A 15,031-nucleotide genomic window follows, 5' to 3' on the forward strand; every position below is an offset into this window, starting at 1 on the left:
AAAATTAATTAGCCAACATTCAACCAAGCCGCTGCAGCAGTCATCATGGTCTGCAAACCAGTCTTCAAAGTTGGGTGAATTACCGGCGCAAATTTGGGAGAGTGATTACTAGGGATCGTGTTTAAGCTGTTGTTCTTTTTAGCTTCCAGATAAACCTGAGGCTCGGTTCCACCAACGAACCAAAAAACATAAGGCACCTTCCAATTCCTACCAAAAACACTAAAATCTTCGCTGGCTGAAGCGGGTTGCGTTTCATAAGACCTATCTCCAAACTGAGTATGGAAGGCCTCGGCTACTTTCGCTGTAGCGATGGCGTCGTTTTCCGTGATCGGATAGCTGTCCAGCATGGTAAATTCTGGATCCCTTGGCGCATTAGAAGCCGCACATTCCGCACAACAAATACGCTTAACTGCGGAAAGGATGTGGTCTCGTACGCCATCATTAAAAGTTCTAATGTTCAATTTTAGGGTAGCATCCTCAGGAATGATGTTTTCCTTTACCCCGGCTTGCAAAGAGCCAATAGTGAGCACCGCATTTTCTATTGGTGCGACCTCGCGGGAAATGATGGTTTGTAAACGCATCGTGGTTGCCGCCGCCATGATCACCGGATCTATGGAAGTTTGTGGCTGTGAACCATGTGCACCACGACCAAAAATCTTCACCTTAATGCTGTTACCTGCCGATAAGATTGGACCACTGCGATAACCAACGGTACCCGCCTCCCCAACCATAACATGCTGCCCGAGAATAATATCCGGCTTAGGAAAACGGTCCATCATCCCGTCATCGATCATCGCCTGCGCCCCGCGACTCACCTCCTCACCCGGCTGAAAAACCGCCATTAATGTTCCTTTCCATTGATCCAGGTGTTCTGAAAATAGCCTTATCGCACCCATGAGCCAGGTGACATGCAAATCATGACCACATACATGCGACACCCCAACTTCTAGGCCTTCTTCATCTCTGGCCACTTTAGTACTGGAATAGGGTAATCCGGTAGCTTCCTTAACCGGAAGGGCATCCATATCCGCACGAAGCATCACGGTTGGACCATCTCCATTCTTCATCAAGCCCACCACACCAGTTACCCCAACACCCGTTGAAACCTCAAACTGATATTTGCTTAGATAATCCGCAGCAATTTTAGCGGTTCGAAATTCCTGCATTGATAATTCCGGATTTTGATGGATGTCTTTATAAATCGTTTCCAATTCTGGAAGCATTTGATCAATAAAATTTTCCATACGATCATTAAAGGTCTTAATCTGCGTGTTTTCCATGGTTTTTTTAAGATTATATTTTGGATTTCCTACTGTATGTTATTTAACTGCGGTTTTTGAATCGGATTTCGGAACGGTATACAGAATGGCAATAATGGCCACAGCAACCATAAAAACATTAAACAATAAGGCGATCGCTGCTGCATACCTTACATTTACGTTATCCGTTCTTCCCAGCGCAATTTCTGCCATAGGTGAAATGCCTTTACTATGGCTAAGTCCATAAAAAATGGCGGCTGATATGGCTACACCAAAGGCAGCTCCAAGCGAGGAAGCCATTTTATAGATCCCGGATGCCGTACCGGCCTTACTATCCGGGATACTACTTAAAGCCGCATCCGTCGAAGGAGTGGCATAGAAACCCAGTCCTATCCCAAAAAAGGTGAAACCGATAAATGCTGTAATGATGTATTCCTTAGCCAGGAGAAAGGTAAGACTCGTCAGCAGAATACCAAAACCAGTGATCAGGCAGCCCAGTAACATCGGTTTCCTTGGTCCTAATTTTTGAAGTAACTTTTCTCCTACCCTAATCGTACTCAAAATAGCCACCAAGTAACCCACAGTAATCAGTCCCGATTGCAAGGAAGAAAGACCCGCTTCCTCTTGTACCAATGTTAGAGAGACCAATAAGGTTCCTGCAGCACCATTGAGCAGAAAGTTAGACAATGTAGCTCCTGAGTACGTTTTATTTTTAAAAAGCGAAAGGTCTACAAAGCCATTGCTACTTCTGCCATCAATGATAAAGAAAGCAATAGCTGAAATGATAAAAACTGCAACTCCAACTAATATTGGCGAACTTAACCATCCCAGCCCTGAACCTTGTCCAATCACAATATTTAAAGCAAGCATGGCTATTATAAAGGCGATGAGGCCAGGCCAGTCAAAAGCTTTTTTTTCGGTACTGACCACTTTACTTTCCGGTGTACCCCGCAAGATCAAATAGCTGATGATCGCCACCACAATGGAGATGATAAAAATCCAGCGCCAGCCAATTGTAGAGGCGACAAATCCACCAAATAATGAGCATAGCCCAGAGCCACCCCAAGAACCAATAGACCAAAAGCTTAAAGCACGTTGCCTTTCTTTACCATCAAAGTAAGTTTTCATCAAGGCTAAAGTTGCTGGCATAATACAGGCAGCCGAGAGTCCTTGAAAAATACGTCCTGCCAATAGAAACACAGCTGTTCCTGAGGGCGATACCACAATTAATAAGGAACCAATGATGCTGAGCAGCAGGCCAATGTTCGTGATCTTCAGCCTGCCTATCCGGTCCGCCAGTCCGCCGGCTACCACGATAAATATTCCAGAAAACAAGGCGGTAATGCTAACAGCGATACTGTTGATGTTGTTACTGATGTTTAAATCCGCACTCATCGTGGGTGCAATGTTGAGTGTAGTTTGGGCAAATAGCCAAAAGGTGATGACCGCTAATACAATCCCTAAAATGAGTCTGTCTGTTCCACGATAATTCGTGGAGCTGACAGGTGTTTTTTCTGAAAATGTCATACTCCTATTTTTACGATCAATCAAACGAGCTGCAATGGATTCAAAACAACCAAGGCGACTAATAGTTTTAAACAGACGTTTGGGAAAATGATACAATTGATGATTATGGTAAAATCTGGAGTTGATAAAGAATTGAAATTAAGGATTAAAAAACAGCCTCCAGGCTAAATTTAGCGAGGAGGCTTGAGTAGGCGTCATGAAATGAGTATTAGTCGTTTTATGGATTAATATCCCGGGTTTTGTGTTAATCTAGGGTTTGCTATAATTTCTTTTGATGGAATTGGGAACAGTAATTTATTGGTGTTAATGGCACTTTTTTCAGGTGTTTTTGCCAATTCACTTATTGCTTTGCCTGTTCTTTTCAGGTCGAAAAAGCGGTGCCCCCATTCTGTAAAAAGTTCGGAACGGCGTTCCTGTGCAATGGCAACTAAAATACTGGACTGATCTGTCGCTAAACTATTACCCAAACCAGCGCGGTTTCTAATTTTATTCAGATCTGCTAAAGCCAAATCTGTTTTATTTTGCATAGCCAATGCTTCTGCGCGTATTAAATACATTTCGGCCAATCTAATTACGATATAACTCGTTCTTTCTTGCTCATCATTGGGATATTTATTTGAGAAGTAGTATTTTTTGCCATTATAGGGTGCATCCGTTGGACTTCCATTATAGTTTACCCAGGTTGTTTTACGCTGATCTCCGCTTTCGAAGGCATTCACTAAATTTTCATTCAAGTAAAAGAGCGGAACCAGGTATGGCTGAAATTCTGCATACGCAGAAGGATCTAAAAAGATTTCCTGATCTGCTTCTGGTAGTAAATACAGTGATAAATAAGGGGCTAAATAAACAGTTTCATTCAACCGTCCTGTAAGAATGCTTCTATTCACGTTTAATTCAAAAATGGTTTCCGTACTATTTTTCTCAAAAGTATTCGCTAAGGTACCTAAGCTAAATTGGCCACTGTTCATTACATTATTGGCATGTAAGGCCGCTTGTTCCCAATTTTTAGCATACAAATAGGTTCTGGCTAAAAGTGCTTCGGCGCTGAGTTGGTTGGCTTTTGATTTAACGGTGCTGCTTGCGGTACTTTGTGGAAATAATGCAATAGCCTCCGTTAGGTCTTTAATAATTTGTTCATAAACAGCTTGCTGTGAAACCCGTGTCAATTTTATAGTCTCACTATATTTACTACTTAAAGGCAATGGAATTTCTCCATAAAAATTGGTCAGATAAAAAAAGCCAAAGGCCCTGATAAACTTTGCCGATGCTTTCAATTCGTTTCTCTTCCCTGGCGTGAACTGAGCAGATGTTGAAGCTTGCTCTCCATCTAATATTGCATTTGCAGCATAAATAGTTTTATAAGCAGCTGTCCACAACACATTCTCAGATTGTGTATTTCCTATAAGTATGGAATTGGTAAAGAACTCATTTTCTTCGGAATAGTCAACAGGGTTACTGGGTACCAATTCATCCGATGCTAAGCCCCCATATATGCTTGCGCCACCAAAAGTTAAAAGAGGAGCTCCATCAGTACCAACCATTTGGCTATATAATCCGGCTAAAGTTTGGCTCGCCTGATCATCAGAATTAAAAATCTTAACACTGGTTACGGTGTCTATTGGTTCGTCTATATCCACCAGTTTTTTGCAAGCCACAGAAAATACCACTGCTAATAACAGCAGACATTTGATATAACTAGTATTTAATTTCATAGTATATTTCTCTAAAAAGTACAATTTAAACCCATGGTAAAGACTCTTGTTGGTGGCATTCCAGTAGATTGTGTGGTTTCCGGATCCAATCCTGGATATTTGGTAATCACAAAAATATTTTGCCCGGTAACATTCACTGATAATGCAGTGATTCCTAAAAATCTGACTGCATTGGCAGGCAAGCTATAAGCCAGTTGTATATTTTTTAGCCTGATAAAATCTCCATCTACAAAATTGGCGTCAGAGCTACCAAAATTGTCCCCTTCCGGAGTTTGTAAGTTTGTGAATTTGGCATAAAGTGCCTGATCGCCAGGTTGGCGCCAGGTATTTTCATATACGAATTTTGTTCTATTTCTATTACCGGCAGGGTTGCTGTTGAACGTTGTTTTGATTTTGCTGTAATAAAATTGAGTAGACAGACTCATATTTTTGAATCTGAAACTTTGGGTCATTCCACCAAAAAATTCAGGGGAGGTATTGATCGCTACACCCCGGTCATCTCCTAAGGTGCCGGCCGGAACATCGCCGCGATAGGATACTTTTCCATCTCCACCAAAATCATAATAAGTGTACTCCCCTGTATTAGGGTCTACGCCTAAACTCTTGAACACATAACTGTTATTCAAGGATTGGCCAACTTTATAAAAATTGTAATATGGAGATTCTTCAATATTTTTGTAACCCACTAATTTGTTGTCGTTCTTAGAAAAATTGAAACTGCTGCTCCAACTGAAGTTTTTAGTGTTGAGGATTCGGGCTGAAAGCATGAATTCAAATCCTTTATTTTCAACTTCAGCTGGAGAGTTCATTACAATTGTCTTGAAACCAGTATAGACGGGCGTTGGAAATTCTAACAACTGGTTGTTCGTATAATCAGAATACCAGGCTAAATCTAAGTTCATGATATCTTTAAAGAAGGCTAAGCTTAAACCAATTTCTGTTTTTTTGTTTTGCTGCCATTTAAAATCGCTATTGGGTTGTATCTGTGGGACAAGAGCATTGATTCCATCGTAGGGCCACAATTTACTGCCTAAATACTCGCTTCCATACTGTGTTAAATATTTATAATCGCCAACACCATCGCTCCCTAAAATTCCATAACTACCCCTTAATTTAATTAAGCTGATCGCCTTTGGAAGGTATTTTTGCACCCATTTTTCTTCAGATACAATCCAGGCGGCACCAAAAGAACCAAAATTACCATAACGGTTATCCGTACCAAAACGGCTGCTTCCATCTCTTCTGGCATTTAAGTTTAAAATGTATTTATCTTCCAAGTTGTAATTTATCCTGGCAAAAATACCAGCGTATTTATAAGCTAAAACCGACTCCTTATTCACATAGGTGGTTGCCGCGTTAATGCTGGTTAATTGTTCATCGGAATCGAAACCTGAAGCAGTTAACTGGTGGGAATTTGTGGCGTTGTTTTGGAAAGTTCCTCCTAGTAGTAGCGCTAATTTTCCTTTTCCAATAAAACTATTGTAAGTTGCCTGAGGCTCTACTAAAAAGTTTTTAGCGCTCATGTTGTAGGTGGCAATGGTCGCTTTAGAATCTGGACTTAAGGCTACATTATAGCTAGCAAGAGGTACAATGTATCTCGAATCTGAATGATTACTGTTATAACCAGCGTTTACCTTAAAATTAAAGTTATTAAAAAAGCTATAGCCAATACTTATACTAGAATTTAAATAGTCGTTAGTGTTTTTTTTTGGTCTTTTTAAGGAGGTAAATGAATCCATTTCATTGGCCCATTCCCCAAAATTAAAGTCGCCTTTTGCATCAAAAATATCAGGCGCATTGGTTGGTGCTGTAGCGACATCTCCTACTGAAATACTATTATTTTCTGTTGAGCTATAACTCGCCATGAAATCTATTTTAAATCGCTGGTCTAAACTGTTGTGTGATAAAGAAGCATTAGCAGAAATACGCTGGTTTAGACCGCTGTATGTACTAATATCTTTAGTCCGGTTTATTCCTGATGATAATCTAAAGGTAGTTTGCGCGTCTCCACCACTGAGGTTCGCATCAAAATTGGTCCATTTACCTAAGTTTCCGTAAGCCATCTCCTGCCAATCAGTATAGCTGTTTTGGTCATATTTTAATAATTCGGGTGCAGTTAGTGCGGTAGGTGTGGTGCCATCATTTTTGAAAGCCTGCCTGCGCATATCCAGGTACTGTTCGGTATTTAATAAGTCCCATTTTTTAATGATCATTTTAACGCCTTGCTGACCATTAATAGCAAAGGTTGTTTTGCCTGCTTTACCTTTTTTTGTCGTAATTAAAATGACGCCGTTTCCACCTCTACTTCCATAAATAGCTGTAGCATCTGCATCTTTTAATACTTCAATCGACTCGATATCACCCGGGTTAATGTTATACAATGGACTATTACCATTTAGCCCGGCGGCGATCGTACTTTGCGTTTGTCCACCTGAATAATTAGGTACCGGGTTTAATATGGTTAGTGGCACACCATCAATAATGTATAATGGCTCTGAGCTAAAATTAGAATTAATTGATTTTCGGCCTCTTAATTCAATTTTTTTAAGGCCGGCATCCCGGCCATCTATACTCGTAATTTCTAAACCAGGTACTGCACCTTGCAAAGCCATAATTGGGTTATCCAAGAGTTGCTTTCCAATATCGCTGGCAGTAACGCGGACAATGTTACCTGTAGCCAATCGCTGTGTAGTTTTACCATAACCCTGGACTACGATCGCATCTAAGGCATTCGTAGTTTCCGCTAAATAAATTATAGATTGATAGTTATTTTTAACTGGAACCTCTTTATTAATATAACCAATATAACTACAGACCAAGGTGTCTGTTGGCAATACCCCTTTTAAAATAAAAACACCTTTATTGTCTGTAAATACTGCTTTTTTAGTTCTTTTAACCATGACGGTGGCGCCAATCAAGGGCGTACTGGTTTTTTCCATAAAAACATAACCCGTAACGTCCTTATCATTTAACTGAAAATTCAGGTTTTCTTTCAGGCTTTCTAATAATGATTTTTCCTTAATGAGAACCGTATGTTCTTCGAGGCTATAGGTTAATTTTTGCCCTTTTAAACATTGCTTTAAAGCCTCATTTATATCTGCATTTTTAATATTGATATTGAATGCTGCAGCTTTCTGAATTACTTTAGCATCAAATAGAAAGTCATAACCAGCTTGCTGACGAATTAACTTTAAAGCTTTTTCTAAGCTGATGTTGGTTTGGTTGATATTGATTTTCTGTGCAAAGCTGCTGGCACTGACCTGCAGCATGGCGATGAATACAATAAAAAAAATGAGTTGAATACGCCTGATAATCGTTCGTCTTAAGGCTGGACTGAGTTGGTTAGGCTTCATGTCCTGGTATGTATTCAACTTCTGCATACCGGATTTTATCCCGCATGAGAAATTAGTACTAAATTTCATACTTTTTGGTTGTTTGGTTTAATTGGTTGTTCGCATAAATATTAATCAGCAGGGTTAATCCATTTCAGGAGTGTTAGCGCTTCCTGAATCATTTTAATTCCCCTGAGGTATTTAGTTACTTCATCATAATACCTCCTCCTTCCATTGATTTTAAATAAGAAAATTTTTCTAAGCGTATCAGTCTCATTTACAGTAAAGAGTTAAAAACTCAGGAAAAGGGGGTAATGGAAATTATATTTTAATGATTAAAGCCATCCCCATTAATATTCATCAAAAAGCTCAATAAAACACTTCGTTTTGCTGGAGGAAAAATAGCTTCCCTGCGGCTTCCATCATAAGCATAACGGTAACCATATACATTTTTTAAGCCCAGTATATTATTGACATTGAGGTTGAAGGCGGAGAACCCTTTTATCCATCCTGGAAGGTGCGTAATTCCGAGGCTTAAATTGTGGTTATGCTGAGTTTTGTCGCCCATAAAAACCTTGTTTAAAGGGTTGTAATAACTCCTGCCACTACTAAACGTATAGGTTGCTGAAAATTGCCAATGGACATCTGCTGTACCCCGCATCGCAACCAGGTTAAAGGTATGCTTCGGTGCAAATGATGGCCTTGCTGAAGTTTCAAAATCAAGGTAATCTCTTTTAGTATCGAGGTAAGAATAGGAAACATAATACTCAGTTAGTTTAACACTTTGCTTATCTTTCCAGAACACCTCAAATCCTTTTGCATATCCTTTACCGTTATTATTGAAATCATAAATCTCCAATGGCGGTCCGTAAGCCTGAAATCCAGAAAACACCGGCGTTTTAATCTTTACCAACTGCTGGTAATCTTTCAGATAAGCGGAGACTCTCAATATTCTGAACAGGATTTTCAATTCATATTCCAGCGCATATTGAATAGATTTTTCATAATCCAGTGAAGCGGTTTGTGTAAGGAAACTATCATCAGGTTTTTGATAGTAAATACCATAGGAGGCGACAAGCTTATTTTTAAGGTCTGGCTGATAATATAAAGCCGTACGTGGTGCCAGATTCATCTTTTTAAGGTAGGAAGATGATTCCAGGCGGAGCCCTGATTTTAAGTTCAGTTGATCCGTAAAATAGAGTTCCGATTCTGCAAAACCAGCAGCAAGAACATCGCTATATTTCCTGGACATTCCGGCATAGCCTTCTCCCCTCGTGTTCTCAAATAACTCCCCCCCGATATTGAGCAGCGAACTCCCCCTGAACTTCCTCGTAAAGAACAACTTTTGATGCCATACTTCATCATTTTGATGATATGCTTCGGCATTTACCTGCCCGGATTCCTGTGTTTTATTGTAGGAAACACCAGCAAACATTTTCCAGTCGCGACCAACAAAATCCTGATAATTCGAATTGAAATATAAATTCTTATTCCGGTTATAAAGCAGATCTGGACTGGCATAATTTGGATTATTGATTTTAAAGGAAAGTTTGGTGTCGCTATAATCTGTATATACCTTGAACATTCCTTTTGCCGAGGTTTTTAATTTATAATCCAGCGACAATTGTTTTTGTTCAGGATCCTTTTCCCATAAAGTATATTGTGGGACGAGCGAATTGTAAGGCGAAAAATTGTAATAATTTCCGCCCAGTGTCAAAGAACTGTTTTTAAAGCGATGGGTATGTGCAGCACCTAATCCCAGACTAATTAGCGAAAATTCTGTCGATGATTTAGGAGCAAGGCCCCTGGTGTCCATGGTTAAAATAGAAGATAAAGCCTGCCCTGCACCAGCCCCGTAACCGTTGGTACTAAACGTGGTTTTGTCGAACAGGAAAGGCGAAAATCTACTTCTGTTCGCAAGATCGGGTAGCCTGCTGCCAAAAGCATTTTTCACGAGCATCCCGTCAAATAGCACTACGGTTTCTGCTGCTGTGCCCCCGCGCACAAAAAAACCAGTTTCATTTCCCGCAGGAGCAGCACCGGGATAGGTTTGAAGCGCGGCGGTGACATCCGCAGCCGCTCCGGCAGTGAGCACCAAGGCGATTGGGCCAAGGGTATAATCGGGATTAACCTCAGTCAACGTACGTTTATTCAAAATCTGAATTCCAGCAAGATTGTGGCTGTCTTCATGAAGTGTAAAATTGAAAAGAAGACTGTCTCCTTTGATCATCATCTGAAGACTATCGGTCTGGTAACCAACCGCAGAAGCACGTATCAGCTGGTTCCCTGAAACATTGGCCGTAAAGCGAAACTGTCCATTGGCGTCAGTAGAAGTTCCTAATGCCAAATTTTTTAGCCTTATGCTCACCCCTGGCATGGGTAAACCGTCGGCAGACTGAACTTTTCCGGACAGCACCGTTTGTCCGTAATTAAAAAAATGGCATAACATAAAGCCCAAAAACAGGGATATTTTCTTGTTCAGCATCATGAAAAATCAAAAATTTGGATTGAAAAACAGCCTCCAGGGTGTTGTACCAGGAGGCTGTAGCGTTGAAATTAAGCGCGTAGGAATTAACTTTTTACATTCATGGCTTTAGTGATTCTACTCTCCAAATCCACAAGGTGGTATTTATCCAGTCCATTTGCTTTAGGAATAGCTTGTTTTATGGATTGTTTTAACGTCTTTAATTCCATCATGACAATTGAATAAACATCGGTTTCATTCGCCCCAACTTTTTTGGGCATCAACACATCCAACAATGCCCCTACATAGCTTTTCTGTAGGTTTCTACGGTAGCTATCCATTTTTATGGTTGGTGATTTTAGCTCTTTCCAGATGCTCTTATGCAGCCCATTGATATGTTCTACAACTGTATACGTACCTTTTCCAAAACGCAGGTTATTGGCCATAATTTGATGCAGCACATCCAAATCCAATAAGGTATTCAGGGTTTTAATCTGCATATTTTCTACAAAGTTTGAACCTGTAGCATTTCCCATTGGATCGTATTGAGGATCCATATCGCTGTTCTGAATATCGGAATTCAACAACCACATCGGTGTAGTAAATAGCTCTTTATCAAAAAACTGAATGGCTTCTATCTGCAGTTTTCTTGGGGTGGCGCTATAAACAGGACGTTTCTCATCCTCACTGCTGTAGTTTCTATAAATGCCACCTATATTCATTAATACGTGATTGAGATATCGGTAATACTGTTGTAATAAAGCGGAATGGCTTCTGCCGGTATTGCCATATAAACCACCTTTTTCGTAGGTCCATGTTTTTAAGTTGGGTAAGATGCGTTTCAGGTTTTTAATGCCATAGCTGCTTGCCTTCATGGAATTATCTCCAAGATCCTCGGTCTGCACACGTGGATCGCCAGAAGATGATTCCCCATCTCCAAACCAAAGTCTAGGGTTTTTGCCTACACAGTCTACAATCCATTGTTTTACGATTTTCTGATCTTCGTCGGCATCGGCAGCAAAGCTACTTTTATAACCCCATTCGATCGCCCATTTGTCATAGTCACCAATTCTTGGGAACAGATATTGTTGTGGGATATGATCTTCGGGCTGAGCCACATAATTAAAACGGGCATAATCCATAATACTGGCAGTATGTCCATACTTTTTCAGGTAATTTAAGTTTCTTAAACTATCTACTGGTGTTTTACTGCTGGATCCAAAGTTATGGCGTAAACCTAAGGTATGACCTACCTCATGACTGGCCACAAAACGGACCAGCTGCCCCATCAGTTTATCGTCGAATTTTGCTTTTCTGGCTTCCGGATCAGTTGCACCTGCCTGAACAAGGTACCATCTGTTCAACAAGTCCATCACGTTATGGTACCAGCCGATATGTGTTTGTATGATCTCCCCACTCCTTGGATCAGCAACATGCGGACCGTAAGCATTGGCAACTTCTGAAGGGAAGTAGTTGATCATAGAATATCTGGCATCATCCATATGCATCGTACTATCATTTTCTGGCCATGCTTTTCCAATGATTGCATTTTTAAAACCAGCTTTTTCAAAAGCGACCTGCCAATCAGAAACTCCATCAATCAGCGGTTGCACCCATTGTTTTGGCGTAGCCGGATCAATGTAAATGACGATTTGTTTTTTCGGCTCCACCAATATTCCCTTTTTCCATTTTTCAATATCTGCATCTTTGGGTTCCAATCTCCAGCGGCTAATGAACTTTTTAACCTCTGCACGTTGTTGTCCATCCGCAAAAGCATTATAATCAGCGGCAAAATAACCCACCCTTTTGTCAAAAAACCTTCTTTGCATCGGTACTACAGGTAATAAAACAAAGGAAGTATTGGTTTCCATACTCACTGGTGGCGTTCCGGAAACACCCTGACGCGCTTTAGACGTCATCGTTTTACTAATGGTCAGCTCCACATTTATCGGATAAGTGCGAATAGATTCCACCGTCACATTTCTCAGGAGATTCGATTGCACACTTTTATCCAGACCAGAACCAGGATCAATACTATTGACAAAATTTGCTTCCAACAAGAATTTGGAAACATCAATAATACAGGAGCTGGAGTCTTTAGAATAAGCAACGATTGGAAAAGACGCTGCCAGTGGATTCAAGTTTGAACGCAATACTGCCTTGCTGATTGCACTGTTTGGTTCAGCCTCATTAATCAGTTCATTAAAACGGATAAGAATCGAAGAATCGGCTCCCTTTTCAAACTGAATTGTTTTTTCGTCCAATTGCTCTCCTGCATACATGCCATAACCGCCAGGTGCTTTCGACAAGCGGTTAATCACCATCACATTCCTTTTCAACAGCGTATCGGAGATTTCGAAATAGATCGTATCTCTATAACGGTGTACCCCAAACATGCCTTTCTGCGTTTTAAAATTTTTGTTAATGACCGTTTCGTAAGGTTTTATCTTTTTTAAGGGATTAATTTTTGGCTTTGGGGCAACCTTTTTGGTCGTATCCGAAACTGCACTCTTGTTATGTTTTGAACGCTTACTTTTTTTATCCTGAGCCATACCCAGAAAAGAAGTACTGACAAAAAAGCCAAGCAATATATATTTACTATACTTATTAAATTTCATTGTTTTAGTTAAAATGAGTTTTCATTGGAGATTTGATAATCATTAGCCGATGGAGCATTTGATTTTATACTGTTTATTCCTGGCAGGCTATTCATTACCTGTTTAAATTCGTTGGCTCTTAATGCAGATTTCACATCCCATAGGAGGACCACAGGAATAGAGAAAGAGGCTTCCTTTGTGAGGTGATAATCTACTCTGGATCCCTGCTGCTGACGGTCGTTGCGGAGATCAATCATGATCCCTTTGTTTCCCATTTTAGCCCATTGGGATAAATAAATTGAGGCAAAGGGTTTGAACATATTGATGACTGCAAAAGCGGAAGAATCGGCATTAGCATCAGCGAGTGGAATACAGAGATATTCACTACGATTTCCAGCCGATCCAAGGTTCACCAGATCTGTTTCAAAAGTCATCCCGCAAGAGGTGTAAGCCTTTCGTCCGGCAAACTCCTGGTCTAAACCGGAATTGCTAAAGCGCGGCATTCTTTTCCGTTCTATCGGGAGATCCCCCGCTCCTTCACAGGAAAAAAGGGAAATACTCAGGGCGAACAGGGCATAGCCCTTCCATCCCTTGCTAATTAAGTAAGGTTTCATTTGTTTTTATATATTATATTAGGGTTTAGTAACCTGGGTTTTGTGTGAGATTAGAATTCGCTAAAATTTCTTTTGATGGAATAGGAAACAATAACCTGTTTGCGGTAACTCCTTGTTTTTCGGGAATTGTAGCCAAGACAGACAATGCTTTCCCCGTCCTTTTAAGGTCAAAAAACCGATGCCCCCACTCTGCAAACAACTCGGTTCTCCGCTCCTGAGCGATAGCCTCTAGCAGCGCTGTCTGATTTGTAGCTGTGGTATTTCCAAGTCCGGCTCTGTTCCTGATGAGATTGAGATCTCCGGCAACTAAAGAAATTTTGTTTTGCATGGCCCTGGCCTCTGCCCGGATCAGATAAACTTCTGCCAGTCTCATCAAAACGTAATTGGTTCTTTCCGTGTCGCTCATAGGATATTTATCAGCGAAGTAGAACCGCTTAGCGAAATACGGCGAAACATTAGGCGTTCCGTTGTAATTCACCCAGGTGGTTTTCCTTTTGTCGCCGTCTTCGAAGGCATTCACCAGCCCCTCATTCAGGCCAATTCTAGGTTGCAGTACTTCTGCAAATCCATCATAATTATCCGGGTCTAAAAACATAGCCTGATCAGCAGGAGGAAAAAGAGATAATGGCGCAGCAGGTGAGAGATTAATGGTTTCCCCAAGCCCAAAAACAACCCCAGGATTTACGTAAAGTTGAAAGATCGTCTCTTTACTCGTGGCATCAAATGTTTTAGCTAAGGTTTCCAGCTGAAAAGCATTGCTGCCTATGACCTCAGTTGCATATTTTTCCGCATTTTCCCAATCCTTAAGGTATAAATAGGTTCTTGCCAACAAAGCCTGTACCGCTGCCTTAGTTACCCGGCTTTTAGCCTTTAAAGCTACTGCATCCGGATCAGAAAGGAGTGCTAATGCCTCCTTTAAATCAGTGATCATCTGTTGATAAACTTCCTCTTGAGCTACTCTTTTTAACCTGAGGTTCTTTGTAAAATCGCTGGTCAGTACCAAAGGGATCTCACCAAAGAAATTGCTCAGGTAGAAATAACAATAAGCCCTGATGAATTTTGCAGAAGCCTTCATTTCTATGCGTTTGCCTTTCGTAAGGTTTGACGATACAGAAGCGGCTTCTCCATCTAAAATGGCATTGGCCGTATTAATTACTTTGTAAGCAGGCAGCCATAACACAGTCTCAGAAATACTATTTTTCGTCATGATGTTATTTCGAAAAACATCATAATCTTCAGGATAGTTTACACTGTTAGTGACATTAAACTCATCGGCAGCCAGTCCACCGTAAATTGTTGCACCACCCTGTATCAGCGTTGTAGTATTATCATTACCTACCATCTGACTGTACATACCTGCCAATGTTTGATCGGCCTGAGCATCGGAAGCAAAAATCCTGACACTCGTTACGGTATTTATAGGTTCATCAATGTCAACCAGTTTCTTACATCCTGTGCTTAAAAATACAGTCGCAAGCAATGTGTATATCAAATATCTATTACTCAATTTCATAATTCCTTGATCT

Annotated in this window: 8 protein-coding genes; all 8 read right to left on the reverse strand. The window is 40.6% G+C overall.

The annotated features are described in order from the left end of the window. Positions 1-8: 8 nt before the first annotated feature. The 8 genes from GM920_RS04250 to GM920_RS04285 all read right to left on the reverse strand — a co-directional run bounded on the left by GM920_RS04250 (position 9) and on the right by GM920_RS04285 (position 15,018). A complete protein-coding gene (locus GM920_RS04250; protein WP_182953724.1) occupies positions 9-1,280 on the reverse strand; it encodes an amidohydrolase in 1,272 nt (423 codons plus the stop codon). Positions 1,281-1,319: 39 nt separating this feature from the next. Beyond that, on the reverse strand, positions 1,320-2,786 hold the full coding sequence (locus GM920_RS04255; protein WP_182953727.1) for an MFS transporter: 1,467 nt from the start codon (positions 2,784-2,786) through the stop codon (positions 1,320-1,322). A 224-nt stretch (positions 2,787-3,010) separates the two neighbouring features. Then, entirely contained in the window at positions 3,011-4,498 is a 1,488-nt protein-coding gene (locus tag GM920_RS04260; RefSeq protein WP_182953729.1) for a RagB/SusD family nutrient uptake outer membrane protein, read from the reverse strand. 11 nt (positions 4,499-4,509) lie between these two features. Further along, positions 4,510-7,878, reverse strand: a complete 3,369-nt coding sequence (locus tag GM920_RS04265; protein WP_235964426.1) for a SusC/RagA family TonB-linked outer membrane protein — start codon at positions 7,876-7,878, stop codon at positions 4,510-4,512. Between the two features lie 280 nt (positions 7,879-8,158). After that, positions 8,159-10,318, reverse strand: coding sequence for a TonB-dependent receptor (locus tag GM920_RS04270; RefSeq protein ID WP_182953734.1), 2,160 nt, complete (start codon positions 10,316-10,318; stop codon positions 8,159-8,161). 83 nt (positions 10,319-10,401) lie between these two features. Beyond that, complete coding sequence (locus tag GM920_RS04275) at positions 10,402-12,912, reverse strand: zinc-dependent metalloprotease (protein ID WP_182953736.1); 2,511 nt, start codon at positions 12,910-12,912, stop codon at positions 10,402-10,404. A gap of 8 nt (positions 12,913-12,920) precedes the next feature. After that, positions 12,921-13,505: a hypothetical protein gene (locus GM920_RS04280; protein WP_182953738.1), complete on the reverse strand. Its 585-nt coding sequence runs from the start codon at positions 13,503-13,505 to the stop codon at positions 12,921-12,923. A 25-nt stretch (positions 13,506-13,530) separates the two neighbouring features. Then, positions 13,531-15,018, reverse strand: a complete 1,488-nt coding sequence (locus GM920_RS04285; RefSeq protein WP_182953740.1) for a RagB/SusD family nutrient uptake outer membrane protein — start codon at positions 15,016-15,018, stop codon at positions 13,531-13,533. Between the last annotated feature and the right edge of the window lie 13 nt (positions 15,019-15,031).

The sequence above is a fragment of the Pedobacter gandavensis genome, from assembly GCF_014172405.1.
Classification (GTDB): Bacteria; Bacteroidota; Bacteroidia; order Sphingobacteriales; family Sphingobacteriaceae; genus Pedobacter; species Pedobacter gandavensis.

Excerpts from the sequence above, each read along its gene's own strand:
- GM920_RS04280 (WP_182953738.1), bottom strand. The coding sequence starts at position 13,505 with ATGAAACCTTACTTAATTAGCAAGGGATGGAAGGGCTATGCCCTGTTC.
- GM920_RS04260 (WP_182953729.1), bottom strand. The coding sequence starts at position 4,498 with ATGAAATTAAATACTAGTTATATCAAATGTCTGCTGTTATTAGCAGTG.
- GM920_RS04250 (WP_182953724.1), bottom strand. The coding sequence starts at position 1,280 with ATGGAAAACACGCAGATTAAGACCTTTAATGATCGTATGGAAAATTTT.
- GM920_RS04275 (WP_182953736.1), bottom strand. The coding sequence starts at position 12,912 with ATGAAATTTAATAAGTATAGTAAATATATATTGCTTGGCTTTTTTGTC.
- GM920_RS04285 (WP_182953740.1), bottom strand. The coding sequence starts at position 15,018 with ATGAAATTGAGTAATAGATATTTGATATACACATTGCTTGCGACTGTA.
- GM920_RS04270 (WP_182953734.1), bottom strand. The coding sequence starts at position 10,318 with ATGATGCTGAACAAGAAAATATCCCTGTTTTTGGGCTTTATGTTATGC.
- GM920_RS04265 (WP_235964426.1), bottom strand. The coding sequence starts at position 7,878 with ATGCAGAAGTTGAATACATACCAGGACATGAAGCCTAACCAACTCAGT.
- GM920_RS04255 (WP_182953727.1), bottom strand. The coding sequence starts at position 2,786 with ATGACATTTTCAGAAAAAACACCTGTCAGCTCCACGAATTATCGTGGA.